Consider the following 24,849-nt stretch of genomic DNA (forward strand, 5'->3'; position numbering starts at 1 on the left):
CCCCCGATCCGGCACGCCGCGATCCGGCACGCCCCGATCCGCACGCCCCTGATCCGGCGCCCCTGATCCGACGCCCGATCTCACGTCGGGTCAGATCGACGTTCCCACGCGCGCCCATACCCCGGAGCGCGTGCGCCACGTCATGCCCGCGAAACGGGCCGTGACGAACACCGCCAGGCCGGCCCAGACACCGGCCAGACCCCAGCCGAACACCGCCGCCGCCACCGTCACCGGGACGAACCCCAGCAGCGCCGAACCCACCGTCACGTTCCGGATGAACGCGTTGTCCCCGGCGCCGAGCAACACGCCGTCCAGCGCGAACACCACGCCGCCGATCGGCACCATCGCCACCAGGAACGGCCAGAGCACGCCCAGCTGTTCGCGCACGGCATCGTCGTCGGTGAACACGGCGGGCACCACGAACCAGGCGAGCCCGAACACCCCGGCGAACACCACCCCGGCGACCAGGCCGAACCGGCCGACCCGCCAGGCCGTGGCCTTGGCCGCGCCGACGTCACCGCTGCCGAGGGCGGCCCCGACCAGCGACTGGGCCGCGATCGCGAACGAGTCGAGCAGCAGCGCGGCCAGGTTCCAGAGCTGGAGCCCGACCTGGTGCGCCGCGAGCTGGGCGGCACCGGACCGGCCCGCCACCGCCGCCGCGGTGAGGAACGCGATCTGGAAGGCCGCGGCCCGCACGACCAGGTCTCGGCTCACCAGCAGCTGCCGGCGCATCACCGGCCACTGCGGAGTCAGCGGTACCCGCTCGCGCACCAGAGCCCACAGGCACAGCCCGCCGCCGAGCCACTGCGCGACGACGTTCGCCCAGGCCGACCCCTCCAGGCCCAACCCGACCGGGTACACCAGCACCGGTGACGCCGCCGCCGAGACGACGTTCGCGATCACCACGACGACGACCGGCGTGCGGGTGTCCTGGACGCCGCGCAGCCAGCCGTTGCCAGCGAAGACCAGCAGGATTCCGGGGAGACCGAGGACCGCGATGCGCAGCCAGGACTCAGCCGCCTCGGCGACGGCGCCGTCACCGGCGATCAGCCGGGTGGCCCAGGGCGCCAGCACCTGGCCGGCCAGCACGCCGAGCGTGCCGATCAGCAGCGCCAGCCAGGAGGCCTGGACGCCCTCCCCCACGGCGCGGTCGCGCTGCCCGGCGCCGAACCAGCGGGCCGCACGGCCGGTGGTGCCGTAGGCCAGCGTCGTGCCGACGATCGCGAGCAGGCCCATCAGCGTGCCGCCGGCGCCGAGGCCGGCCAGCGCCACCCGGCCGAGGTGCCCGACGACCGCGGTATCGACGAGCAGGAAGATCGGCTCGGCCGCGAGGACGACGAACGCCGACGCGGCCAGCCGCACCACCCGCCCCGCCGGCGGCGCCACCCCATCCGCCCCAGAAACACCCGCCCCCGAAACACCCGGCTCAGAAACACCCGGCTCAGAAACACCCGGCTCAGAAACATCCGGCCCGGAACCACCCGGAACCACACCCTCGGCGGCGCTCCCCTCGCCGTCGCCGGCGCCGCCCCCAGGAAGCGTCACCGGGGTTTGACGGCCTGCACGGTGTAGGTCATCGGCGCACGCCACGGCCGGTCGGCCATCCGGTACTCACCGCCGGTCTTCTCCATCAGGCCGGGGAACGGCTCCCACGGCACCGAGTCGTGCTCGACCAGCTGGGTCAGCGTCAGGCCCTGCTCGAGCAACGCGGTGACGACCTCACCCAGACCGTGGTTCCAGTTGTGCACCGTGTTGTTGATGAACTGGGTGTCGGTCTGCACGTAGGTGCCCTCGTCGTGCCACACCACCGGCTCGGCGCGCTCGAAGTACGGGTACCGGAGCACGAGCCGGCCGTCGCGCCGGTCGTCGTCGAGCGCCCACAGCACCGGGTGGCCCTCGCGCATGAACAGCCGTCCGCCCGGGCGCAGCAACCGCGCGACGACGGCGGCCCAGCGCCGGACGTCGGGCAGCCAGCAGAGCGCGCCGACGCCGGTGAACACGAAGTCGAACCGCTCGGCACCGAGGGCCTCGACCGCCTCGTACACGTCGGACTGCACGTACTCGATCTTCGCGCCGGTCTCCTCGGCGAGGCCGCGCGCCTGCTCGAGGGAGCCGCCGGAGAAGTCGAGGCCGGTCATCCGCGCGCCGAGCCGGGAGAGCGACAGGGTGTCGGTGCCGATGTGGCACTGCAGGTGCAGCCCGTCGAGCCCGGCGACCTCCCCGAGCCGTTCCTGGTCGAACTGCACGACCCGGCTCAGGAACGTGGGATCGACCCGGAACCGGTCGACGTCGTAGTCCTGGGAGGCCGCGTGCGCCGCCGCGCGGTCGTCCCAGCTCGCCCGGTTGAGGCTGCGGTAGTCGTCGATATCGCCGTTCGCTGTCACGACACGAAAATGTCATACCGATCACAGCGAAATCACGCGGGTATCCAGTTTCACCCGAGCGGCGTAGCGGCTCCGCTACCGTCCGTGGATGCGCCGTCGCACGCTCACCTACGCCGACGCCGTCCGCCTGATCGGCGAGCCGGAGAGCCCCGCGGTCACCGCGCTGGGCCACCTGGCCGGTGCGGGCGCGGGAGTGGTCACCGCGGCCAGCGTCGGCACCATCGACTTCTTCGCGTTACGTGACCAGCTGGTGCGCTGGGGCCATACCGCGGTCACCGGGTTGCGCGAGCGGCTCGGCGGCCTGTCCCGCTTCGACCGCACCGAGCGCCTGGTCGCCGCCCACGGCGTCCTCGTGGTGACGTCGTTCTTCGAGGCGCTCGACGACGTCCTCGCCGATCTGGGCCTGGATCTGGACGCGGCCGAGCTGACCGCCGCCGAACAAACCGGGCTCGCCACCGGCACCGGTCACGCAGCGCTGGTCAGCGCCCTGCTCGAGGCCTCGCTGCCGATCCCGTCCCCGGCCCGTCCGGCCGAGGTGCTGGCCGAGCACCTCGCCGACTACTACTCCGCGTTCACCTACTCGGTGCACCAGTTCCTGCGCGGCCTGCGCGCGTTCGACGGGCGGCTGGACGACGTCCGATCGTTGACGCCGGTGAAGCGCGGGGCGCTCGCCCGCTACGACGCGGCGTTCCGGACGCTCGCCGGCGAGGTACCGGAGTTCCGGGTCTGGGCGGCCACCGTGGATGCCCGGGCCACTCGCGAGGTGGTGCGGACGAGCACCGGCGCGCTCCGGTCCGACCTCGCCGAGATCCACACGCTGATGACCGCGCCGAGCCCGGCCGACGCCGTCCGCTCCGGCCTCGAGATCCAGCACCGCAACCGGCTCGACCGGCCGATCCTCGCCTCCGACCGGGTTCCCGACCACGTCGTGCTCCCCCGCCTGCGTGACAGCTACGTCGACCCGGGCGGCCGGGTCGCCGAGACCACCGCGGGCAGCCGACCGGCCACTGAGGAATGGTGGGCGGGCGCAGGGCCGGTGGGCAGCGTCCCGGACTTCGTCCTCGGCCACCTCACCACGCCGGCGGCGCTCACCGCGCCGACCGTCGTCCTCGGCCATCCGGGGTCGGGCAAGTCGGCGCTGACGACGACGCTCGCGGCCCGGCTCACCGACGCCGGGTTCCTCGCGGTCCGCGTCGAGCTGCGTACCGTGCCCGGCGACACCTCGATCCAGACCCAGATCGAGCAGGCCCTGCGGCAGTCGCTCGGCGAAGCGGTCTCCTGGCCGGAGCTCGCGCGCCGCGCGAGGCCGGCCCTGCCGGTCGTCATCCTGGACGGCTTCGACGAGCTCCTCCAGGCCACCGGGCTCAACCGGGCCGACTACCTGGAGGAGGCCCAGGCCTTCCAGGAGCGCGAAGCCGAGCTGGGACGGCTGGTCGCGGTGCTGGTGACCAGCCGCACCGTGGTCGCCGACCGGGCGCGCTTCCCCACCGGCACCGTCGTCGTGCGGATCGCGCCGTTCGACGAGGTACAGGTCGAACGGTGGCTCGAGACCTGGAACGCGGGCAACCGCGCGGGCCTCGCGTCACGAGGACTGCGACCGCTGCCGGTCGACGTCGTGCTCGCGCACGGAGAGCTGGCCGGCCAACCGTTGCTGCTGCTCCTGCTGGCGCTGTACGACGCCGGGGCGAACGCGCTGCAGCGGGCCGGCAGCGGGCTGGGGCGCGTCGAGCTGTACGAGCGGTTGTTCGCCGACTTCATCGAGCGGGAGGTGGACAAACGGCGGTCCGCGGGCGACCGGGGGCCGGACGTCCAGCGGGAGTGGCGACGGCTCGGGGCGGTCGCGCTGGCGATCCTCAACCGCGGTGGCGACGTCATCCTGGAGGCGGAACTCGACCGGGACCTCCCGCGGCTGCTGGCCGACGACGACCTCATGGCCGGGCCGGCCGACCCCGGCCGCACGCTGAGCGCGAGCCAACTGCTCGTCGGCCGGTTCTTCTTCGTGCACGAATCCCGGGCGACGCGGGACACCGGCGCCCCGGAACGCAGCTTCGAGTTCCTGCACGCGACGTTCGGCGACTACCTCGCCGCCCGGCTGATCGTCGACGCGCTCGTCGACCTCACCGACGAGTGGAAGCACCAGCGTGGGCGCCGGTACCGCACCGCGCTGGACGCCGGCTTCCTGTACGCGGCGACGTCGTTCGTGACCGTGACCCGGCGCGCGCCGCTGTGGGACTTCGTCCGGGGTCTGCTCGGTGCGCTGCCGGCGGCGCGGCGGGCGGAGTGCCGTGAGCTCGCGCTCGAGCTGTTACCGGAGGCCGGGTTCCCCCAGCCGACGTGGTCCGGGGCCGAGTACGAGCCCCGGCGCAAACCGTTCGCGGCCCGGCACGCCGCGTTCTCCGCGAACCTCGTGTTTTTCGCGGTGGTACTGGCCGACGGCCCGGTCCGTGCCGACGAGTTGGCCGGCGGTCCGTCGCCGGAGGCGTGGCGGCAGCTCTCCCTGCTCTGGCGCAGCCAGCTCGACCTCTCGGACGGCGGCCGGATCTGGCGCTGGCTGCGGGTCGGGTGGCGCTACGACACCGACCCCACCTGGCTCGAGGTCCGGGTGGAGGACGCGTCCCCCGTCAGCGTCTACGAATCCCTCCCCTGGCCCACCGACGACCCCTCCGTCCAGCGGCACCGACTGGTGCATCCCGGACGTCGTGCTCCCCGCCGACTCGCCCTTCGGCGAGACGCTGAGACGGGCGGCGTTCTACCAGACGTCGATCGACTTCCGCGAGGCCGTCTACGGCTCGATGGCGGCGTGGCCCCAGGCCGACATCGTGCCGGCGACCCCGGCTCACACACCAGTCGTGCTGGACCCGGCGACCCTTCTCCAGCAACTGCTGCTCGTTCCGGCCGAGCAGCACGGCCGCGACATCCGCGGTGAGCTGTTCCACACGGCTCTGCGCCACGCCACCGCGCGGCCCTACCGGCACGCCGTGCTGCGCCAACTGGCTCAGGAACCCGACGCGTTCCGATTCCTCGCCTTGCGCGACTCGGACCGGATCCTCGACATCGACGAACTCGCCGACGACCTGCCCCTGTTCGCCCGGATCGTGGCGTCGACCGCGGGCAACGACGTCGGACCGCACCTGATGCGCAGAGGGCACGACCGGTTGGGGGCCCCGTGGCCGATCGGGGCCGACGAGGTGTTCCGGCGCGCGTTCGCGGGCGAAGGGCTACCGGTGCCCCCGTGGGTGGAGGGGATACTTTCGCACGGGCGTTCGATAAATGAAGTAGAGTGAACGGCATGACCGCGATCGCGTACCAGCCCTCGATCCTGGAGCTCGCCGACACCGATGCCCGGCTCGGCCCGCTCGAGGGGCGGGTCCGGCGGCACGAACTGTCGGCCGGCGCCTGGGTGGATCACCTGCCGGGGTGGGTACGCGGGTCCGACGCGGTGTTCCAAACGCTGCTGTCCGAGGTCGACTGGCGGGCCGAGCGGCGCGAGATGTACGACCGTGAGGTCGAGGTCCCCCGGCTCCTGCGGTGGTACGGCGTCGGGGAACCACTCCCGCACGAGCTCCTGACCGACGCCCGCGATCAGCTCACCGCGCACTACGCCGACGAACTGGGCGAGCCGTTCGTCACCGCGGGGATGTGCCTCTACCGGGACGGGCGCGACAGCGTCGCCTGGCACGGCGACACGCTGGGGCGCTCGGCGCACAGCGACACGATTGTCGCGATCGTGTCGTTCGGGTCGGCGCGGCCTTTGCTCCTGCGCCCGCGCGGTGGTGGGTCGAGCCTGCGCTTCCCGGTCGGGCACGGTGACCTGATCGTCATGGGCGGTTCGTGCCAGCGCACCTGGGAGCATTCCGTTCCCAAAACCACCCGCTCCTCCGGCCCGCGGGTGAGCGTGCAGTTCCGCCCCGTCGACGTCGCTTAATCCGAAAAACATTACCGTCGATTAGTCGCGTTTTCGCTGGTCATGGCGCCTTGATCGCGCCCGGACGGCTTTATACCTTTCCCCGTACCACGCCAGTTCGGCTACGGGGGGAAACACGAATGCGCTCAGTCGGAAGATTGCTCGGAATCGCCGGCACGGTACTGGCGATCACCGCGTCGGGCACGGCCGCCGCGGCCGTGCCGGCCGTCGACAGGTCGTGGGAATGCGACGGGCAGACCCTTTGCCTCTACCGCCAGGCCGACGGCGACGGACGGCGGATCGAAATCGGGTATCTGCCCGGGGACTGCGGCTCGGAGCCGATCTCACCGGTCCGGATCACACGATCGGTCTTCAACAACAACTCGTTCGCGGTCGTACTCGAGACGAACACCAGCTTCAGCCTCCGGGTCGCGGCCAAGCGGCAAATCGACAACCTCCAGCCGGAGCGGAGGTTCACGGGGGCACGGCGGGACAACTGCTGACGTGAGCGCCGGCGGCTCGGGGCGCCCCGAGCCGCCGGCGTTCCGGTTCAGTTCACCTGGCGCCCCTGGTCCTTCCAGTACGGCTCGCGGAGCTTGAACTTCTGCAGCTTGCCGGTCGCCGTCCGCGGTAGTTCGTCGACGAACTCCACGCGTTTCGGCGTCTTGTACCCGGCCAGCCGCGTCCGGCAGAACGCGATCACGTCCTCGGCCGTCACCGGCGAGCCGTCGGTGACGATCAACGCGGTGACCAGCTCGCCCCACTTCTCGTCGGGGATACCGATCACCGCGACCTCGCGCACCGCCTCGAACGAGTTCAGCACGTCCTCGACCTCGATCGACGACACGTTCTCGCCGCCGGTGATGATCACGTCCTTCTTGCGGTCGGTGATCGACAGGTAGCCGTCCTCGAACGCGCCACCGTCGCCGGTGTGGAACCAGTCGTCGGCCTGCGCTTCCGCCGTGGCCGCCGGGTTCTCCCAGTACGCGTCGAGGTTGTGGTTGGTCTGCGAGAGCACCTCGCCGGACTCGGAGACCTCGATGCGCACCCCGAGCGCCGGCGCTCCGGCCCGTCCCAGCAGCCGCGCCTGTTCCGCGGCCGGCAGCGGGTCCCACTCGGCCCGCATCCGGTTGATCGTCAGCAGCGGGGAGGTCTCGGTCAGGCCGTAGATCTGGATGAACTCCCAGCCGAGATCGGACCGGATCCGCTCGATCGTGCGGGTCGGCGGGGGCGCGCCGGCCAGGATCACGCGCACCCGGTCGCGCCCGGGGACCTCGCCCTCCCAGGTCTCCAGCGCGTCGAGCACCGCGTTCAGCACCGCCGGCGCCGCGCACATCACGGTCACCCCGTGGTCACGCACCCGGCGCAGGATCTCCGCGCCGTCCACTTTGCGCAGCACGACCTGGTGCACGCCCAGCCCGGTCATCGCGTACGGCATGCCCCACCCGTTGGCGTGGAACATCGGCAGCGTGTGCAGGTAGACGTCCCGGTCGGTGACGCCGGCGTGCAGCGCGAACACGGTCGCGTTGAGCCAGTTGGCCCGGTGGGTGAGCTGCACGCCCTTCGGCCGGGCGGTGGTGCCGGACGTGTAGTTGAGCGTGCACGTCGCGGCTTCGTCGGCCGACCACGGCCGCGGTTCACCGCCCCCGGTGAACATCGCGTCGTCGCCGAGCACCACGGTGTGTTTCACCGGCACCGAGTCGAGCAGGCCGCGCAGCTCGGGGTCGACGAGCAGGACGTCGGCGCCGCAGTGCGACACGATGTAGCCGATCTCCTCGGCGCCGAGCCGGAAGTTGATCGGCACCAGGATGCGTCCCCAGCCGGAGACCCCGAAGAACGACGTCAGCATGCGGCCGGCGTTGTGCGACACGATCGCGACCCGGCCGCCGACCGGGACGTCCAGCTCGTCGAGCCAGGCCGCCTGGCTCCGGGCCATCCCGGCGAGCGACCGGTACGACACCGGGCCCAGCGACGGCGCCGGTTGGGCCGGTTCGTCGGTCACACCGATCCGGTCGGGATAGACCGTTTCGGCCCGATCCAGAAAGTCCTTCACGTTGAGGGGATAGAACACGCGCCACCTCCGACGTCGAACTCGATCGATCGAAAGGTAATCGCGCACGGCTCCCCACGCACCCGAAGTTGGTTACGCGGTGTGCCCGTGATCGCGACTACATACAACCAAAAATCGACAACGGGCAAAACAGACTTTGCTCGTTCCAGTGAGGCAGTTCACCCCACACGCTCGCTCGTGGTTACCATGCGATCACTGACAGCTAATACATGTTGCGCAAACGTTACCGGGACCCGTTGACGACTACGAAGGGTTCTGGTGAAGTGTGCGCACTAATGTTGGATCCCGTTGTGATCCACACGGCAAGGAGGCGCACTGATGCCCACCCCTTCGCTTGACTCACTGCTCGGCCGCTCCGGGATGAGCCGCCGGTCGCTCCTCCGTGCCACCGGGCTCGGTGCCGGCGCGATCGCCGCCGCCCCGCTGCTCGCGGCCTGCACCGGGGCCGACAGCGGCTCCGACGGCGGCAGCGGAACCGGCACCGTCTCGTTCGGTTCGAACGGATCCGACGAGGTGCCGAAGAAGGCCTACGCCGCCCTGATGGCCTCGGCCAAGAGCGCCGTCGACCTGGACGTGAAGATCAACACCGTCGCTCACAACGACTTCCAGAACAACATCAACAACTACCTCAAGGGCAGCCCGGACGACGCCTTCACGTGGTTCGCCGGCTACCGCATGAAGTCGTACGCGAAGCAGGGTCTGGTCGCCGAGATCGACGACGTCTGGGAGAAGGTCGGCAGCAACTTCTCCGAGGCGTTCAAGACCGCCTCGACCGGTGACGACGGCAAGAAGTACTTCATCCCGCTCTACAACTACCCCTGGGGCTGGTTCTACCGCCCGAGCGTGTGGAAGGAAAAGGGCTACACCGAGCCCAAGACCTGGGACGAGCTCATCGCCCTGGCCAAGAAGATGAAGACGGACGGGCTCAACCCGATCGCGTTCGCCGACAAGGACGGCTGGCCGGCGTTCGGCACGTTCGACTACCTGAACATGCGCGTCAACGGCTACCAGTTCCACGTCGACCTGATGGCGCACAAGGAGAGCTGGGAAGACGCGAAGGTCAAGAAGGTCTTCGACACCTGGAAGGCGATCTTCCCGTACCAGTCCGCCGACTCCCTGGGCCGCACCTGGCAGGAAGCCGCGCAGACCGTCGTCACCAAGAAGTCGGGCATGTACCTGCTCGGCTCGTTCGTCGGCCAGCAGTGGCCCGAGGGCGACACCGACATCGACTTCTTCACGTTCCCGGAGATCGACTCGACGATCGGCGCGGACGCGATCGAGGCCCCGATCGACGGCTTCATGCTCAGCAAGAAGGGCGGCGAGAACAAGAGCGCCCGCAAGCTGATGGAGTACCTGGCCACCGGTAAGGCCGAGGACGTCTACCAGGCCATCGACTCGAACAACGTCGGGGCGGCCAAGGACGCCGACGTGAGCAAGTACAACGCGCTGCAGAAGAAGTCGGCCGAGGTCATCGGGGCGGCGAAGAACATCTCGCAGTTCCTCGACCGCGACGCCGAGCCCGCGTTCGCGAACAACGCCGCGCTCCCGGCCTTCCAGCAGTTCATCAAGGACGGCAACGTCGCGTCGGTGACCAAGAGCCTCGAGGCGCAGGCCAAGCAGATCTACGGCAGCTGAGACAAGCGATGACGACCCCTCAGGCCACAGTGGCCAAGCGCAAGAAATTGCGCCGACTCACCGGCACCGACCGCGTCGTACTCGGGCTCATGGTCGGTATCCCGACGCTGATCGAGCTACTGCTGGTCTGGGGGCCGGCGCTGTTCTCGGTCCTGCTCGGGTTCACCGACGCCCGGACCGACATCGACCAGCCCGGCGGAGTCAGCTTCGCCGGGCTGGACAACTACAAGTTCATCACGCAGGAGTACCCCCCGTTCTGGCCGGCGGTGCAGCACAACATCATCTGGCTGGTGTTCCTGGCGGTGATCGCCACGCCGGTCGGCCTGTTCCTCGCCGTGCTGCTCGACCAGAACCTCAAGGGCTCGCGGATCTACCAGAGCATCTTCTTCGTCCCGGTGATGCTCTCGCTCGCGCTCGTCGGCATCATCTGGCACCTGATCTACAGCCCGGACGCCGGCCTGCTCAACAGCGTGCTCGGCACCGCGGGCACGGCCGACCAGATCGACTGGTTCGGCGACTCGAGCATCAACCTCTGGGCCGCTCTCGTCGCGGCGTCCTGGAAACACGTCGGGTACATCATGGTGCTGTACCTGGCCGGTCTGAAGGGCGTCGACCCGTCGCTGCGCGAGGCTGCGGCGATCGACGGCGCCAACGCCGTGCAGACGTTCTTCCGGGTCGTGTTCCCGGCGATGCGCCCGATCAACATCGTGGTCGTCGTCATCACGGTCATCGAGGCCCTGCGCGCCTTCGACATCGTCTACGTGATCAACCGCGGCACCAACGGCCTGGAGCTGCTGTCCGCACTCGTCGTCCAGAACCTGGTCGGTGAGGGCACCCAGATCGGCGTCGGCGCGGCCATCGCGACCGTGCTGCTGGTCATCTCGCTGGTGCCGATCGTCATCTACCTCTGGCAGACCTTCCGGAACGAGGAGAAGTCATGACGGTCCTCACCGAAACCGGTGGTGAGACCACCGCTCCCCTGAAGCGGGCCAAGACCTCCGAGGGCGGGCCGAAGCTCACCCGGGGCGGCCGGATCTTCAGCTACTCGTTCCTGACCGTCACCGCGTTCCTGTGGCTCGTCCCGCTGGTCTGGACGATCTACACGTCGCTCCGGCCGGAGAAGGACACCCAGAAGTACGGCTACCTGAGCGTCGGCGGGTCGTTCAACTTCGAGAACTACTCCAACGCCTGGAACCAGGGCGGGTTCTCGAAGTACTTCCTGAACTCGGCGATCATCACGGTCCCGGCCGTGATCCTGACGCTGACGTTCGCCGCGATGGTCGCGTTCGCGGTGTCGCGGTTCAAGTGGAAGTTCAACGTCACGCTGCTGATCCTGTTCACGGCGGGCAACCTGCTCCCTCCGCAGATCCTCGCCGCGCCGCTGTTCCAGCTGTACAAGCACTTCGAGCTGCCGTACTCGGTGAGTGACTCCGGGTCGCTGCTGAACACCTACTACGGCGTGATCGCCGCGAACATCGCGTTCCAGGTGGGCTTCTGCACGTTCGTGCTGAGCAACTACATGAAGGCGCTGCCGGGCGAGCTCACCGAGGCCGCGATGGTCGACGGCGCCAGCGTCTGGACGCAGTTCTGGAAGATCATCCTGCCGCTGTGCCGTCCGGCGCTGGCCGCGCTGGGCACGCTCGTGGTCATCTGGATCTACAACGACTTCTTCTGGGCGTTGTTGTTCATCCAGACCGGCGACCGGCTCCCGGTCACCACGGGTATCAACAACCTGTTCGGCCAGTACGCGCAGAACGACAACCTGATCGCCGCCGGTGCCCTGCTGACCGCTATCCCCGTGCTCGCCATCTACGTCGCGCTCCAGCGTCAGTTCGTCGCCGGCCTCACGCTCGGCGGTAGCAAGGGATGACGCTGCGAGCCGTCACCGCCCGCCTGGGCGGCAAGCTGGCCTACGGCGGCGACTACAACCCCGAGCAGTGGCCGGAATCGGTGTGGCTCGAGGACGTCGCGCTGATGAAGGAGGCCAAGGTCAACCTGGTCTCGCTGGGCATCTTCTCGTGGGCGAAGCTGGAGCCGGCCGAGAAGGAGTACGACTTCGGCTGGCTCGACCGGGTGCTTGACCTGCTCCACGACAACGGCATCGCGGTCGACCTCGCGAACGCGTCGGCCAGTCCCCCGCCGTGGTTCGCCCGCCGGTACCCGGACTCGCTGCCGGTCGACGTCGACGGGCAGCGGCGCTGGTACGGCGCGCGGCAGGCGTTCTGCCCGTCGTCGCCGGACTACCGCACGGCCACCGCGCGGCTGACCCGCACGATCGGCGAGCGGTACACCGATCACCCGGCCGTGACGATGTGGCACGTCCACAACGAGTACGGCTGCCACAACTGGCACTGCTACTGCGACACGTCGGCCGAGGCGTTCCGCACCTGGCTGCGCGACCGGTACGAGAACCTCGACAGCCTCAACGAGGCCTGGGGCACCGCGTTCTGGAGCCAGCGCTACTCCGACTGGGCCGAGGTCATCCCGCCCCGCACCCCGGCGTACAACTCGTTCGCGAACCCGACCCAGCAGCTGGACTACTGGCGGTTCTCCTCCGACGAGCTGCTCGACTGTTTCCGGGCCGAGGCGGAGATCCTCCGCGAGCTGTCCGACGCGCCCGTCACGACGAACTTCATGACGTTCTTCAAGCCGCTGGACTACTGGGCCTGGGCCGCCGAGCAGGACCTGATCTCCAACGACCACTACCGGATCGTCGAGGGCCTCGGCCCGGGTGGGGCCACCCACGACCTCGCGATGTCCGGCGACCTGATCCGGTCGCTGGCCGGCGGCGAGCCGTGGCTGCTGATGGAGCACAGCACCAGCGCGGTGAACTGGCAGCCGCGCAACCCGGCGAAGCTCCCCGGCCAGCTGCGCCGCGACAGCCTCACGCACACCGCCCGGGGCGCCGACGGCGCGCTGTTCTTCCAGTGGCGGCAGTCGAAGGCCGGCGCGGAGAAGTTCCACTCGGCGCTGGTGCCGCACGCGGGCACGGACTCCCAGCTGTGGCGCGACGTCGTGCAGCTGGGCACCGACCTCGACCACCTCGCCGAGGTGAACGGCTCGACGGTCCGCGCCCAGGTCGCGATCACCGTCGACTGGGAGAGCTGGTGGGCCGTCGAGCTCGACTCGCACCCCAGCGTCGAGGTCACCGGCCTGGCTGAGCTGCGCCGGTTCCACCGGGCGCTCTGGGAGCGCGGGGTGGCCTGCGACTTCGTGCACCCCGACCACGACCTGTCGGCCTACCGCCTGGTCATCGTGCCGACGCTGTACCTGACCGGCGGCGAAGCCGGGCCGAACCTGACCGAGTTCGTCGAGGCCGGCGGAACCGCGCTGGTCACGTACTTCTCCGGGATCGTGGACCACAACGACCACATCCGGCTCGGCGGGTACCCGGGCGCGTTCCGCGACCTGCTCGGCGTGCGGGTGGAGGAGTTCGACCCGCTGCTGGAGCCCGTCCGGATCGACGGGCTCGACCACGCGACCGGGACGGTCTGGAGCGAGGCGGCGACCGCGACCACGGCCGAGGTGCTCGCCACCTACGGCGACGGCCCGCACGCGGGTCGTCCGGTGCTCACCCGCAACGCGGTCGGCGACGGCCAGGCCTGGTACCTCGGCACGCAGCTGGACGCCGCGAACCACGCCGCGCTGGTGGGGCGGCTGATGGAGGCGTCCGGCGTCGAACCCGTACTGTCCATCGCGGACTGGCCGGAGGGGTTGGACGTGGTCGAACGGGTCGGCGCCGACGCCCGGTACCTGTTCGCGATCAACGGGTCCGACGCCGGGGTCGCGATCCCGGTGCGGGGACGTGACCTTCTCACCGGCCGGGACTGGGTGGAGAGCGATTTCGTCGACGCGGGCGCGGTGGCCGTGATCCGGATCGCCGTTTAGGGCTGGAGGCATGGGCATGCGGGAATCGGCCAGCTGGCTGGCGCCGGGACGGGTCAACCTGATCGGGGAGCACACCGACTACAACGACGGCTTCGTGCTCCCGCTGGCCATCGAGTTCGGCTGCAGAGCGACGGTCTCACCCGGCCCTTCCGGAAGACTCCGGTTCGTCTCCGCGCAGGAGGGCGAGCCGGTCGAGCTCCGCGTCCCGGCGCTCCAGCCGGAGCGGGTCACCGGCTGGGCCGCGTACCCGGCCGGCGTGCTGTGGGCGCTGGGCGTCGAGGAGCTGCCGGGGCTGACCGTCACGGTCGACTCCGACGTGCCGCTCGGCGCCGGGCTGTCCTCGTCGGCCGCGCTGACCTGCTCGGTCGCGGGCGCCGCGAACGAGCTGCTTGAGCTCGGCCTCTCCCCGCGCGAACTGGTGACGGTCGCGCGCAGGGCCGAGAACGGCTTCGTCGGCGCGCCGACCGGCGGCATGGACCAGCTGGCCTCGATGCTCGGCGAGGCCGGGTCGGTGCTGTTCTGCGACATGCGCTCGCTCGACGTGCGTCCGGTGCCGTTCGACCTGGCCGCCGAGGGCCTGGCCCTGCTCGTGGTGGACTCGAGGGCTCCGCACCAACACGCCGACGGCGAGTACGCGGCGCGGCGGCGCTCCTGCGAGCGGGCCGCGCACGTGCTCGGCGTCCAGGCGCTGCGTGACGTGACCGATCTCGACGCCGCCCTGACCCGGCTCGCGAAGGACACCGAGGGCGAGGAACTGGTCAAGCGGGCCCGCCACATCGTCACCGAGAACGAGCGGGTCACCGACGTCGTCGCGCTGCTCGACGCCGGGCGTGTGCGCGAGATCGGCCCGGCCCTCACCGCGTCGCACGCGTCGATGCGTGACGACTTCGAGATCACGGTGCCGGAGGTCGACGTCCTGGTCGAGGCGGTGCTCTCGGCCGGCGCCTACGGCGCCCGGATGACCGGCGGCGGTTTCGGTGGGTGCGTCATCGCGCTCGTCGACAACGACGGGGTCGACGCCGCGACGCGGGCCGCCGTGTCCGCGGCGTCGGCGCGGGGCTTCACCGAGCCGCGCGCGTTCGTGACCTCACCGGCCGCCGGGGCCCACTCCCTGGACGGCCCGGATGCTGGCTAGCCAACGGCAGGCGCGCATCGTCGAGGAGATCCGCCGGGGTGGCGGGGTGCGGGTCAGCGACCTCACCGAGCTGCTCGGCGTCTCCGACATGACGATCCGCCGCGACCTGGAGGTGCTGGCGCGCGCCGGGGTGCTCCACAAGGTGCACGGCGGCGCCGTCCTAGCGAACTCGCGGCGCACCGACGAGCCGGGATTCGCGGTCAAGAGCGCACTGCAGCAGCCGGCGAAGGAGGCGATCGCGGCCCGCGCGGCCGAACTGATCACGCCGGGCACGGCGATCGCGCTCTCGGCCGGCACCACCACCTGGACGCTGGCCCGCCACATCACCGCGATCCCGGAACTGACCGTCGTCACGAACTCGACGACGGTCGCCGACATCCTGGAGGCCCAGGCCCCCAGGGCCGGGTTCACCGTGATCCTCACCGGCGGGGTGCGCACGCCCAGCGCCGCGCTGGTGGGGCCGGTCGCCGACCAGTCGATCGCGTCGCTCCACGTCGACCAGCTGTTCATCGGCATGCACGGCATGGACTCAGATGCCGGGCTGACCACCCCCAACCTGGCCGAGGCCCAGACCAACCGCGCGCTGATCGGCAGTGCCCGGGAAGTCGTCGTGCTGGCGGACTCCACGAAGTGGGGCATCGTCGGGCTCGCCGACTTCGGGCCACTGTCCACCGCGGACGTCCTCATCACCGACAGCGGCCTGCCACCGGCCGCCCACGACATCCTGGCCGAGTCGGTCGGCGAGCTCATCGTCGTCGACGCCCCGGCCGACCACCCTGCCGTCGGAGACCGCACATGAGCAACATCTCGGAGATCCACCTCTCCGACTCCCGCGAGCTGTTCTACTTCGACGACGCTCCGGGCAAGGACCGGTCGGCCGTCGACGAGCGCGGCCTGCCGCACGTCACCAGCACGTCCGAGCGCCGCTGGGACTCGCTGGCCGGCGAATGGGTGGTGATCGCCGGGCACCGCCAGTCGCGCACGTTCCTGCCGCCGACCGACCAGTGCCCGCTCTGCCCCACCCGGGACGCCGAGCACCGCACCGAGATCCCCGCGCCGGACTACGACGTGGTCGTGTTCGAGAACCGGTTCCCGTCGCTGTCGGTGGCCTCGACCGGCAAGTCCGCGGCCGACGGCCTGTTCGACACCGAACCGGGCAACGGGCGCTGCGAGGTCGTGTGCTTCACGTCCGACCACAACGGGGCGTTCTCGCAGTTGCCGCCGGAGCGGGTCCGTACCGTCCTGGACGCCCTGTCGAACCGCACCGTCGCGCTCGGAAAGATCCCCGGCGTCGAGTACGTCTTCTGCTTCGAGAACCGGGGCGAGGAGATCGGGGTGACGCTGTCGCACCCGCACGGGCAGATCTACGCGTACCCGTTCGTGCCGCCGCGCATGGAGCGCACCCGGCAGGCACTGCGTGAGCACCACGACGCCACCGGCGAGTGCCTGCAGTGCGCGCTGCTCGCCGCCGAGCAGGCCGCCGGGGCGCGGATCGTCGAGAAGGGCACGTACTTCACCGCGTACGTGCCGTTCGCGGCGCGGTGGCCGTACGAGGTCATGATCGTGCCCCACCGGCACGTGCCCGACCTGCCCGCGCTCGACGAGGACGAGCTCACCGAACTGGCGTCGCTCTACCCGGCGGTGCTGCGCCGGTTCGACGGGCTGTTCGAGCAGCCGGCGCCGTACATCGCGGGCTGGCAGCAGGCGCCGACCCGCGTCGACCGGGACCGGTGGCACCTGGCGCTGCAGGTGTTCTCGATCCGGCGGGCGCCGGGCAAGCTCAAGTACCTGGCGGGCTCGGAGTCGGGTGCGGCGGTGTGGATCAACGACATCGCCCCCGAGAAGGCCGCCGCGGCGTTGCGCGGAGAGAATTGAGCCCATGCTGACGCCAGACGAGTTGCTGACCACGACCCGCAGTGTCCGGAAGCGACTGGACCTGACCCGCGACGTTCCCCTCGAGCTGATCCGGGAATGTCTGGACATCGCGCTGCAGGCGCCGAGCGGGTCGAACGCGCAGTCCTGGCACTGGGTCGTGGTCACCGACGCGTCCAAGCGGGCCGCGATCGCCTCGTACTACGCGGACTCCTGGGAGCGCTACATCGCGTCCGGGCGCTCGGCCGGCGCGCTCTACGCCGACGACCCGGAGCGGACCGCGGTGCAGCAGCGCATCGGCAGCTCCGGGCAGTACCTGGCCGACCACATGGCCGAGGTGCCGGTGCTGGTGATCCCGTGCATCCGCGCCGGCTCGCTGGGGGCGGGCAACCAGGCCGGCCTGTGGGGTTCGATCCTGCCGGCGACGTGGAGCTTCATGCTGGCGGCCCGGGCCCGGGGGCTCGGCACCGCCTGGACGACGCTGCACCTGCGCCACGAGGCGGCGATCTCGGAGCTGCTCGGTATCCCGGAAGGCATCGCCCAGGCGGCCCTGGTCCCGACCGCCTACTACACCGGCGACACCTTCAAGCCCGCCGCCCGCCAGCCCCTCGACGAGGTCCTCCACGTCGACACCTGGTGATATCGCGGCAGTGATATCGTCGGCGTATGAGCGACGAGCCGACATCGTTTCTCGTGCGTGACGTCCCCCCGGACGACATGCGCCGGTTCCGGGCGGCCACCGCGCGGGTGAAGATCAGCCTTCAAGCGGCGATCCGCCAGCACATCAGCGAGGTCGCCGAGCAGGAGCGTCTCCGGGAGCGCGCGGAGATGATGGAGCGCGCCCGCCAGCGGCGCTCCCAGCGCCCGTCGATCCCCGCCGACGAACTGCACGCGGGTCTCGACGCCGACCGCGCGGCCTGGAACGGCGCATGACGTTCGTCGTCGACGCCTGCGTCGTCATCAACTGGTTGTTCGCACCGCCGGAGTCCGAGGCCTACCGGCGGGCCGAAGCGTTCCTCGACGCCAACGCCGACCTGGCCGGGCCACCGATCCTCCTGCCCGAGGTGCTGGGCCGCATCTCCGGCCTCACCAACGGCGGGCAGATCACCTGGCAGGACGCGGCCGAGGCCACCGACCTGTTCGTCTCGCTCGGCATCACGATCCACCCGCACCCGATCGGTTACGCCTCCGTGCCCCGGCTGCTGGAACTGGGCGCGAACCTCGGGTCGGCCGACGCCACGTACGTGCTGCTCGGCGAGGAGCTGAACGCGCCGGTCGTCACCCAGGACGAGCGGATGATCAGCGCGGCTCCCAAAGTCACCGACCACGAGGTACGCGCGGCCTAGAATCACGGCATGGATCAGGCCTGGAAGCTGGAGCAGCACTTCTGGGAGGAGCTCAGCGAGGGCCGGGCCGCCGGGTTCTACGCCCGGCACATGACCTCCGACGGGTACGTCGTGCTCCCCACCGGTGTCGTCGAGCGGGACGAGCTGATCAGCCGCTGGGAGCAGCACGAGGCGCTGACCTACGAGCTGTCCGAACCGCGTCTGCTGCTGGTCGACGGCAACGTCCTCGTGCACTACCACGCGTCCGCCGACGGGAGCTGGCTGCCGAACTACCGGGCCTGGATCACGTCGCTGTACACCTGGGAGGGCGCGGACTGGGCGCTGGTCTTCCGCCAGCACACCCCGACCGGCGAGTTCGCTTTCTAGTACCCGCCGGCGTCTAGCGCTGGGCGGGTGAGAGTTCCGCGATCAGGTCACCGAGCACGCGGCGGGCGAGGTCGAGTTCGTCGGCCGCGCGGGCCAGGGCCTGGTCGTGTTCGTTCGTCGCGGACAGCCAGCCGAGCGTCGCCAGCTCCTCGAAGCTCGCGCACACGTCGGCCAGCGCGCCGGCGCCGATGTTGGCCGCCGAGCCCTTGAGCTTGTGCGCCTTCTCCGCGGCGGCCGACGCGTCCCCGGTGTGCACGGCGTCGCGGAGCGCGGCGAGCGTCTCCGGTGCGGTGCTGACGAACGCGCCGACCATCTCGGTGAGCAGCTCCTTCTCCCCGTCGGTGGGGGCCGGCCCGGCGATGTCGGCGAACCGCGCCCGGATGCTGCTCTCCTGCTCGGCGGCCGCGGCCACCAGCCCGGGTTCGCGCAGCAGCGCCGGAGCTCCCACCGGCGGCAGGTCGGGCGCGGGCGACGCCGAGCGCGCGAACTCGTCGAGCGCCGCGCGCAGATCGTCGGCGCGCACCGGTTTGGGCAGGTAGTCGTCCATGCCGGCGGCCCGGCACGCGGCCTTGTCCTCCACCAGCACGCTCGCGGTCATCGCGATGATGTGCGGCTGCCGGTCCTCGGGCACCTCGGCCCGGATCCGGCGGGTCGCCTCCAGCCCGTCCATCACCGGCATCTGCACGTCCATCAGGATGACGTCGTACGGCGCGAGCTGCACGGCACGCACCGCTTCCAGGCCGTCGGAGACGGTGTCGACCAGGTGCCCCTGCTTCGAGAGCATCAGCTGGGCCACCTTCTGGTTCACCGGGTTGTCCTCGGCGAGCAGGATCCGCAGCGGAACCGACGCCGGCGCCGGCGGTGCCTCGGTCACGTCGTCCAGGTCGGGCAGCGCCCGGGCCACCACCCGCGCCAGCGTCGAGTGCAGCGTCGAACCCCGCGCGGGTTTGGTCAGCACGGCGTCGAACAACTTCTGCTGATCGGGGCCCGGCCGCCAGGCGACGCTGGTGAGCAGGATCAGCGGCAGGTCCGCGGTGGCCGGAGCGGACCGCAGCCGGCCGGCCAGCCGGGCACCGTCCATCTCCGGCATGTGCATGTCGAGCACCGCGACGTCGTACTGCGCGGACGCTTGCAGCAGCTCGATCGCCTCGGCCGCCGACGCCACGTCGGTGCAGCGCAGCCCCCAGCCGGTCAGCTGCAGACGCAGCACCCGCCGGTTCGTCGCGTTGTCGTCGACGATCAGCGCGTGGGCGTCGGCCAGCGCGCTGTGGTCGGCCGGCTGCAGTTCCCGGTCGACGCAGCCGGTCAGGATCGCGGTGAGCGTGAACGTCGAGCCGATGCCGACCGCGCTGTGCACCGCGATGTCACCGCCCATCGCGTTCGCGAGCCGGCGGCTGATCGCCAGCCCGAGCCCGGTACCGCCGTACACCCGGGTCGTCGAGGAGTCGACCTGCGCGAACGACCGGAACACCCGGTCCATCCGGTCGGCCGGGATGCCCGGCCCGGTGTCGCGTACCTCGGCGGTCAGCTCGACCGGCCCGTCCGGCGCCTCGGTGAGCGGCCGCCCCCGCACCGCCAGCACGACCTCGCCGAGCGCGGTGAACTTCACCGCGTTGCTGAGCAGGTTCACCATGATCTGACGCAGCCGGGTCACGTCCCCGCGCAGCACCGGCGGCGTGACCGAGTCCAGGCTGCCGACCAGTTCCAGGCCCTTGCGCTCGGCGTCCAGCGCCACCAGCGCGAGCGCCGAGTCCATGCACTCACGCAGGTCGAACGCCTCGTCGTCGAGTTCGAGCTCGCCGGATTCGATCTTCGAGAAGTCGAGGATGTCGTTGATGATGCCGAGCAGCGCCTCGCCGGAGTCGCGGACCGTCTTCACGAACTCGCGCTGGTCGTTGTCGAGATCGGTGTCCATCAGCAGCCCGGTCATGCCGATCACCGCGTTCATCGGCGTCCGGATCTCGTGGCTCATCGTCGCCAGGAACGCGGACTTCGCCGCGGCCGCCGCGACCGCCTGGTCACGGGCCTGCGAGATCGCCTCGATCGAGTCGTTGACGGCCTGTCCCATGCGTTCCAGCTCCACCGGCCCGGACACGTCGGCCCGGCGGCTGAGGTCGCCGTCGGTGATCCGGTTCGCGGCCGCGGTGACCTCCTTGATCGGCCGGGTGATCCGGCGCGTCACCCACCACGCCCCCAGTCCGACGACGAGCACCGCCGCGCTCGAGCCCCACAGGATCAGCGCGCGGGTGTTCAGCGCGCTCTGCCTGCTCGCGGCCTGCCGCTCGACCAGCAGCCGCACCTCCTCGGCCCGCATGGCGTCCAGGCCGCTGGAGATCTGGATCATCGCGGCCGAGCCCTGGCCCGACACCGTGAAGCTGCGTGCCGCGTCGAAGCCGGCGTTGCGGCGCAGCGACACGGTCTCGGCCATGATCGCGATCTTCACCTGCACCGGCGGGTCCAGCGCGTCGAGCATGTCCTGCTGGCGCGGGTTGTCGGCGGTGGCCGCCCGCAGTTGCGCGAGGTCCTTGCCGACCTGGCGGGTCGCCTCCAGGTACGGGAACAGGTAGCTCTCCCGCCCCGTGATGACGTAACCGCGCTGCCCGCGCTCGGCGTCCAGGAACCGCTGGCGCACGACGTCGATACGGTGCAGGACGTCGTAGGAGTGATCGACCGGCGCGCGTTCCTGCAGGAGCGTCCCGATCCGGACGTAGGCGCTCAGCCCGATGATCGCCAGCACGAGCATCGCGAGCAGGAAGCCGATCGCGAGCAGCCGCCCGACCGTGAGCCGGGCGGCGAACGGGCGCGAGGCCGGGACCTCCTGGGGCACGGGGCCGGACGGTCCGGACGATTCGTCCGGACCGGTCGCGGATGGCTCCCTCCCCGCGCCGGCCAGCGCTGCCCCCTCGTCCGTCGGTGGGTGCGCGCGTCCGGGCGTCCGGCGAGAAGCACCCGAATCGCACCCGTCGGCTCATCGGCGCGAACCCCGGCGACCTGAAGCATTTTCGCGATTCCGACGCCGGCGCGTAGCGGTACGATGCCGCGGTGTCCGGGGAGAAGCCCTTACCAGCGGCGTTCGAAGTCACCACAACTCACCCGGAGCTGAGAGTCTTTCCGGCCGCCACCAAGGCCGGTGACTGGCCGGCGATCGCCGCCGGGTTCCAGCAGCTCCGAGGTTGGCAGGCCGCGTCGTCGGCGATCTGGCTCATCGCCGACGTGCCCGGCTCCGATCAGTTCTTCCGGCAGGTCGTGGCGCGGGAGCCGTCCCCGATGGCCGCGACGATCCTCGGCTACTGCCTGATCAGCGCCGGTTGGCGGATCCGCACCAGCTACGCGGCCAGCCGGGTGTCCCGCGAGCAGTTCGCCGCCCTGCACGACCACCTGCGTGACGCCGAGCGCACGCTGATGGACGTCACCGCGCGCGATCCCCGGGCGATGCTCGCCTGGAAGGGCCGGCTCACGACGGCGATGGGTCTCTCCCTCGGGGTCGCGGAGGGGCGGCGCCGCTACGACCGGCTCGCCCGGGTCGTTCCCGACAGCTACTCCGCGCAGAGCTCCCATCTGCAGCACACCTGCCCCAAGTGGGGCGGCAGCTGGGAGACCGCGTACGCGTTCGCACGGGAGTGCGTCGCCCAGTCCCCGCCGGGCGGCCTGAACGGTGCGGTGCTCGCCACCGTGTTCCTGGAGCAGTGGGCCGTGGGCGGGGACGACGAGCCCGGCCGCGTCCTCCGGGAAGGTCACCAGGAGGTGTGGGCCGCCGCGCAACGTTCGGTGCTGCACCCCGGTTTCCGGCGCGAGCCCGGCTGGGTCGGGGCGCTGAACGAGTTCGCGGCGTTCTTCAACATCGCCGGCCTCCACTCGTACGCGGCCGTGTTCTTCCGGGCCATGGGTGAGTTCGCGTCCGAGTCCTGGTGGGACCGGCTCCCCGGCGACGGCGTCGAGAACTTCTACGCGTGCCGGGCCGAGTCGTTCTCGATGGCGGGTGGAGCATGATCAAGGAAACCGAGGTCGACGGGGTTCCGACGCTGATCGCGTCGGTCAGTGGCCCGATGAGCGCCGGGCTGGTGTTCCGCGTCGGGTACGCCGACGAGGTGCTGGCACGCGCCGGCATCACGCACCTGATCGAGCACCTGGCGCTCTTCACCACCGGCCAGGCCGACTACCACTACAACGGACGCACCGGCGCCGCGTTCACCGAGTTCCACCTGCGCGGCCGCGAGCACGACGTGGTCTCGTTCCTCACCGGCGTCTGCACGTCGCTGGGTGCGCTGCCGATGGAGCGCCTGGAGATCGAACGGCAGGTGCTGCTCACCGAGGAGTCCGGGCGGTCGCTGACGCCGTCCCACGTCCTCGCGCCCTGGCGGTACGGCGCCCGCGGGTACGGCCTGCCGGGGTACCTGGAGTACGGCGTCCCGGTGATCTCCCCGGACGAGATCCAGCACTGGTTGCGTACCTGGTTCACCAAGGAGAACGCGGCGCTCTGGATCGCCGGTGACGGGGTGCCGTCGGGGTTGCGGCTCCCGCTCCCGAGCGGCGGCCGACGCTGGGCGCCGCCGGCCGTCACCAGCGCGCTGCCGGTCACCCCGGCGTACTTCCAGGGGCCGCTGAACGGCGCCGCGTTCGACGCGGTCGTGCCGATCGGCGCGGCGTCGCAGCTCTACTCCGACGTGCTGCAGCGGGAGCTGTTCCGCGAGCTGCGCCAGGCCAGCGGCCTGTCGTACACCACCGCGACCGGCTACGCCGCGCACGCGCACGGCACCGCCGAGGTGACCGCGGTCGCCGACGCGCTGCCCGAGAAGCAGTCCGCGGTGCTCGGCGGGATGATCGACGCGCTGCTGACGCTCGCGGTCGGGCGGGTCGATCCGGCCGACGTCGACGCGGCGAGGACGAAGCGGCGGGAGGCGCTCACCGACCCGGAGGCCGAGGCCGCGATGCTGAGCGCGCAGGCGAACGCGCTGCTGGCCGGCCAGCCGATCCGGACGCTGGAGGAACGGCTGGCCGAGCTGGACGCGGTCACCGTCGAGCAGGTCGCCGGGGTGGCGGCCGCGGCGATGACGACCGGCCTGCTGCTGGTGCCGCCGGGCCACAGCGCCGACTGGGCCGGGTTCACCGCCGCCCCGACGACCTCGTACACCGTGGTGCCGGGTTACACCTACGCGGTGGTCGACGACGATCAGGACCGGTTCCACATCGGGCCGACCGGCGTCAGCCGGGTGATCGGCGACGAGGCCGCGACCGTGCTGTACGCGGAGTGCGCCGCGATGCTGATCTGGCCGGACGGCGGCCGGCTGCTGATCGGTCACGACGGCATGCGGGTCGCGGTGGAGCCGACGATGATCGCCGGTGACCCCGCGGTGCTCTACCAGGTCGGGACCGGGTTGCCACCGCACCTGGTGGTGCGGATGCCGGCGCGGGACGAGTCGGAGATCCCCCGGCCGACCCCGCCGGAACCCGTCGTGCCCGCGCCGCCGGAGAAATCGGGCCTCTTCCGGAGGAGGAAGAGCTAGGGGCGGGCGCGGGCGGCGGCGTCGGCGACGGGGCCGCGGTGGAGGTGTCCGTGGCCCGGCAGCACCAGGTCGGCGTCCAGGGCTTCGAGCGTGTCCAGCGTCGCCACCGTGCGGTCCAGGTCGTGGTGGAAGATCGGGTGGAGCAGCTGCGGGCCGGTGACCGGTGACGTCGGATGCCCGGTCACCAATGTGTCGCCGGTGACGATCACCCCGTGGTCCGGCAGGAGATAACAGGTGTGGCCCGAGGTGTGGCCGGGCGTCAGCACCGGCACCGGGCGCCCGGGCAGGTCGAGCGGACCGTCCGCCGGGAACGGCTTTGCGTCGGGCAGCGTCACGTGCTTCGTGCCCCCGACCCGCAGCACGTGGAGCCCCCAGGGCAGGAAGCCGGGCCGGAACACGTTACGCAGGACGTCGACCGGCGTGGCCTGCTCCCGGTACTCACCGTGCACGTGACGCACCTCCGGAGACGAGAGGTACACCGGCGTCGTCGACCCGGTCACCAGCTGCGGGAGCGAGCCGATGTGATCGATGTGCCCGTGCGTCACCAGCACGGCCGCGATCTGGGCGGGCCGGTACCCGATCAGGTCCAGTGACTGCCGGACCGCGTCGACGTCCCCCGGATACCCGGCGTCGATCAACGTGACCGCGTCGCCGTCGGCCAGTACGACCCAGTTGACCGCGTCGCCTTCGACAAAATGCACACGATCGGCTACTTCCGTCACGGTAGGGGTGCCCATGGTCCGC

Annotated in this window: 22 protein-coding genes; 17 read left to right on the forward strand and 5 right to left on the reverse strand. The window is 71.0% G+C overall.

Features of this window, described 5'->3' with window-relative positions; translation table 11 throughout:
- Positions 1 to 90: 90 nt before the first annotated feature.
- A complete protein-coding gene (locus CRYAR_RS29890; RefSeq protein WP_035856664.1) occupies positions 91 to 1,386 on the reverse strand; it encodes an MATE family efflux transporter in 1,296 nt (431 codons plus the stop codon).
- Between the two features lie 155 nt (positions 1,387 to 1,541).
- The gene (locus CRYAR_RS29895) at positions 1,542 to 2,366 is read right to left on the reverse strand and encodes a methyltransferase domain-containing protein (protein WP_035867972.1); all 825 of its coding nucleotides are present in this window, start codon (positions 2,364 to 2,366) and stop codon (positions 1,542 to 1,544) included.
- Positions 2,367 to 2,472: 106 nt separating this feature from the next.
- Between CRYAR_RS29895 and CRYAR_RS29900 the strand changes: the two genes are divergently transcribed.
- From CRYAR_RS29900 to CRYAR_RS29915, 4 genes are all read left to right on the forward strand, one after another.
- Positions 2,473 to 5,310, forward strand: coding sequence for an NACHT domain-containing protein (locus tag CRYAR_RS29900; RefSeq protein WP_051571114.1), 2,838 nt, complete (start codon positions 2,473 to 2,475; stop codon positions 5,308 to 5,310).
- The gene (locus tag CRYAR_RS29905) at positions 5,234 to 5,668 is read left to right on the forward strand and encodes a hypothetical protein (RefSeq protein ID WP_035856665.1); all 435 of its coding nucleotides are present in this window, start codon (positions 5,234 to 5,236) and stop codon (positions 5,666 to 5,668) included. The genes CRYAR_RS29900 and CRYAR_RS29905 overlap by 77 nt, the downstream gene beginning before the upstream one ends.
- A gap of 5 nt (positions 5,669 to 5,673) precedes the next feature.
- A complete protein-coding gene (locus tag CRYAR_RS29910; protein WP_035867985.1) occupies positions 5,674 to 6,309 on the forward strand; it encodes an alpha-ketoglutarate-dependent dioxygenase AlkB in 636 nt (211 codons plus the stop codon).
- 119 nt (positions 6,310 to 6,428) lie between these two features.
- Positions 6,429 to 6,791 (forward strand): hypothetical protein, encoded by a 363-nt coding sequence (locus CRYAR_RS29915; protein WP_157018173.1) that lies wholly within the window; start codon positions 6,429 to 6,431, stop codon positions 6,789 to 6,791.
- A 47-nt stretch (positions 6,792 to 6,838) separates the two neighbouring features.
- On the opposite strand, the gene CRYAR_RS29920 is transcribed toward CRYAR_RS29915, so the two are convergent.
- On the reverse strand, positions 6,839 to 8,359 hold the full coding sequence (locus tag CRYAR_RS29920) for an AMP-binding protein (protein ID WP_035856667.1): 1,521 nt from the start codon (positions 8,357 to 8,359) through the stop codon (positions 6,839 to 6,841).
- Between the two features lie 318 nt (positions 8,360 to 8,677).
- On the opposite strand from CRYAR_RS29920, the gene CRYAR_RS29925 reads away from it, so the two are divergent.
- The 11 genes from CRYAR_RS29925 to CRYAR_RS29975 are packed head-to-tail and all read left to right on the forward strand — an operon-like array spanning position 8,678 to position 18,601.
- On the forward strand, positions 8,678 to 9,994 hold the full coding sequence (locus CRYAR_RS29925; protein WP_051571115.1) for an ABC transporter substrate-binding protein: 1,317 nt from the start codon (positions 8,678 to 8,680) through the stop codon (positions 9,992 to 9,994).
- A gap of 8 nt (positions 9,995 to 10,002) precedes the next feature.
- A complete protein-coding gene (locus tag CRYAR_RS29930; RefSeq protein ID WP_035856668.1) occupies positions 10,003 to 10,935 on the forward strand; it encodes a carbohydrate ABC transporter permease in 933 nt (310 codons plus the stop codon).
- Complete coding sequence (locus CRYAR_RS29935) at positions 10,932 to 11,864, forward strand: carbohydrate ABC transporter permease (RefSeq protein WP_084701101.1); 933 nt, start codon at positions 10,932 to 10,934, stop codon at positions 11,862 to 11,864. Before CRYAR_RS29930 ends, CRYAR_RS29935 begins: the two co-directional genes overlap by 4 nt.
- Positions 11,861 to 13,882, forward strand: coding sequence for a beta-galactosidase (locus CRYAR_RS29940; protein ID WP_035856669.1), 2,022 nt, complete (start codon positions 11,861 to 11,863; stop codon positions 13,880 to 13,882). Before CRYAR_RS29935 ends, CRYAR_RS29940 begins: the two co-directional genes overlap by 4 nt.
- A gap of 10 nt (positions 13,883 to 13,892) precedes the next feature.
- Positions 13,893 to 15,017, forward strand: coding sequence for a galactokinase (gene galK / locus CRYAR_RS29945; protein ID WP_035856670.1), 1,125 nt, complete (start codon positions 13,893 to 13,895; stop codon positions 15,015 to 15,017).
- Complete coding sequence (locus CRYAR_RS29950) at positions 15,007 to 15,816, forward strand: DeoR/GlpR family DNA-binding transcription regulator (protein WP_035856671.1); 810 nt, start codon at positions 15,007 to 15,009, stop codon at positions 15,814 to 15,816. Before galK ends, CRYAR_RS29950 begins: the two co-directional genes overlap by 11 nt.
- Complete coding sequence (galT, locus tag CRYAR_RS29955; protein WP_035856672.1) at positions 15,813 to 16,892, forward strand: galactose-1-phosphate uridylyltransferase; 1,080 nt, start codon at positions 15,813 to 15,815, stop codon at positions 16,890 to 16,892. Before CRYAR_RS29950 ends, galT begins: the two co-directional genes overlap by 4 nt.
- A gap of 4 nt (positions 16,893 to 16,896) precedes the next feature.
- A complete protein-coding gene (locus CRYAR_RS29960; RefSeq protein ID WP_035856673.1) occupies positions 16,897 to 17,529 on the forward strand; it encodes a nitroreductase family protein in 633 nt (210 codons plus the stop codon).
- A 26-nt stretch (positions 17,530 to 17,555) separates the two neighbouring features.
- Positions 17,556 to 17,822, forward strand: coding sequence for a hypothetical protein (locus CRYAR_RS29965; RefSeq protein ID WP_035856674.1), 267 nt, complete (start codon positions 17,556 to 17,558; stop codon positions 17,820 to 17,822).
- Positions 17,819 to 18,235 (forward strand): type II toxin-antitoxin system VapC family toxin, encoded by a 417-nt coding sequence (locus tag CRYAR_RS43840; RefSeq protein WP_051571116.1) that lies wholly within the window; start codon positions 17,819 to 17,821, stop codon positions 18,233 to 18,235. The genes CRYAR_RS29965 and CRYAR_RS43840 overlap by 4 nt, the downstream gene beginning before the upstream one ends.
- Positions 18,236 to 18,244: 9 nt before the next feature.
- The gene (locus CRYAR_RS29975; protein ID WP_035856675.1) at positions 18,245 to 18,601 is read left to right on the forward strand and encodes a hypothetical protein; all 357 of its coding nucleotides are present in this window, start codon (positions 18,245 to 18,247) and stop codon (positions 18,599 to 18,601) included.
- A gap of 13 nt (positions 18,602 to 18,614) precedes the next feature.
- Here the strand turns inward: CRYAR_RS29975 and CRYAR_RS29980 are convergent, their stop codons facing one another.
- Entirely contained in the window at positions 18,615 to 21,428 is a 2,814-nt protein-coding gene (locus CRYAR_RS29980) for a hybrid sensor histidine kinase/response regulator (RefSeq protein WP_051571117.1), read from the reverse strand.
- Positions 21,429 to 21,643: 215 nt separating this feature from the next.
- Here CRYAR_RS29980 and CRYAR_RS29985 point away from each other — a divergent pair, with 215 nt between their 5' ends.
- Both CRYAR_RS29985 and CRYAR_RS29990 read left to right on the forward strand, forming a co-directional pair.
- Positions 21,644 to 22,591, forward strand: a complete 948-nt coding sequence (locus CRYAR_RS29985; protein ID WP_051571118.1) for a hypothetical protein — start codon at positions 21,644 to 21,646, stop codon at positions 22,589 to 22,591.
- Positions 22,588 to 24,105 carry a peptidase M16 family protein gene (locus tag CRYAR_RS29990; protein WP_051571119.1) on the forward strand — a complete coding sequence of 506 codons (1,518 nt, stop codon included), beginning with the start codon at positions 22,588 to 22,590 and terminating at the stop codon, positions 24,103 to 24,105. Before CRYAR_RS29985 ends, CRYAR_RS29990 begins: the two co-directional genes overlap by 4 nt.
- Here the strand turns inward: CRYAR_RS29990 and CRYAR_RS29995 are convergent.
- Positions 24,102 to 24,842: an MBL fold metallo-hydrolase gene (locus CRYAR_RS29995; protein WP_035856676.1), complete on the reverse strand. Its 741-nt coding sequence runs from the start codon at positions 24,840 to 24,842 to the stop codon at positions 24,102 to 24,104. The genes CRYAR_RS29990 and CRYAR_RS29995 overlap by 4 nt on opposite strands.
- Positions 24,843 to 24,849 lie beyond the last annotated feature (7 nt).

Origin of the sequence: Cryptosporangium arvum DSM 44712, from assembly GCF_000585375.1 — a bacterium.
Classification (GTDB): domain Bacteria; phylum Actinomycetota; class Actinomycetes; order Mycobacteriales; family Cryptosporangiaceae; genus Cryptosporangium; species Cryptosporangium arvum.

What these genes read in the sequence shown, in the direction of transcription:
- CRYAR_RS29960 (WP_035856673.1), top strand. Translation starts at nt 16,897, where the DNA reads ATGCTGACGCCAGACGAGTTGCTGACCACGACCCGCAGTGTCCGGAAG.
- CRYAR_RS29910 (WP_035867985.1), top strand. Translation starts at nt 5,674, where the DNA reads ATGACCGCGATCGCGTACCAGCCCTCGATCCTGGAGCTCGCCGACACC.
- CRYAR_RS29935 (WP_084701101.1), top strand. Translation starts at nt 10,932, where the DNA reads ATGACGGTCCTCACCGAAACCGGTGGTGAGACCACCGCTCCCCTGAAG.
- CRYAR_RS29940 (WP_035856669.1), top strand. Translation starts at nt 11,861, where the DNA reads ATGACGCTGCGAGCCGTCACCGCCCGCCTGGGCGGCAAGCTGGCCTAC.
- CRYAR_RS29925 (WP_051571115.1), top strand. Translation starts at nt 8,678, where the DNA reads ATGCCCACCCCTTCGCTTGACTCACTGCTCGGCCGCTCCGGGATGAGC.
- CRYAR_RS29915 (WP_157018173.1), top strand. Translation starts at nt 6,429, where the DNA reads ATGCGCTCAGTCGGAAGATTGCTCGGAATCGCCGGCACGGTACTGGCG.
- CRYAR_RS29950 (WP_035856671.1), top strand. Translation starts at nt 15,007, where the DNA reads ATGCTGGCTAGCCAACGGCAGGCGCGCATCGTCGAGGAGATCCGCCGG.
- CRYAR_RS43840 (WP_051571116.1), top strand. Translation starts at nt 17,819, where the DNA reads ATGACGTTCGTCGTCGACGCCTGCGTCGTCATCAACTGGTTGTTCGCA.
- CRYAR_RS29900 (WP_051571114.1), top strand. Translation starts at nt 2,473, where the DNA reads ATGCGCCGTCGCACGCTCACCTACGCCGACGCCGTCCGCCTGATCGGC.
- CRYAR_RS29930 (WP_035856668.1), top strand. Translation starts at nt 10,003, where the DNA reads ATGACGACCCCTCAGGCCACAGTGGCCAAGCGCAAGAAATTGCGCCGA.
- CRYAR_RS29995 (WP_035856676.1), bottom strand. Translation starts at nt 24,842, where the DNA reads ATGGGCACCCCTACCGTGACGGAAGTAGCCGATCGTGTGCATTTTGTC.
- CRYAR_RS29975 (WP_035856675.1), top strand. Translation starts at nt 18,245, where the DNA reads ATGGATCAGGCCTGGAAGCTGGAGCAGCACTTCTGGGAGGAGCTCAGC.
- galK (WP_035856670.1), top strand. Translation starts at nt 13,893, where the DNA reads ATGGGCATGCGGGAATCGGCCAGCTGGCTGGCGCCGGGACGGGTCAAC.
- CRYAR_RS29965 (WP_035856674.1), top strand. Translation starts at nt 17,556, where the DNA reads ATGAGCGACGAGCCGACATCGTTTCTCGTGCGTGACGTCCCCCCGGAC.
- galT (WP_035856672.1), top strand. Translation starts at nt 15,813, where the DNA reads ATGAGCAACATCTCGGAGATCCACCTCTCCGACTCCCGCGAGCTGTTC.
- CRYAR_RS29990 (WP_051571119.1), top strand. Translation starts at nt 22,588, where the DNA reads ATGATCAAGGAAACCGAGGTCGACGGGGTTCCGACGCTGATCGCGTCG.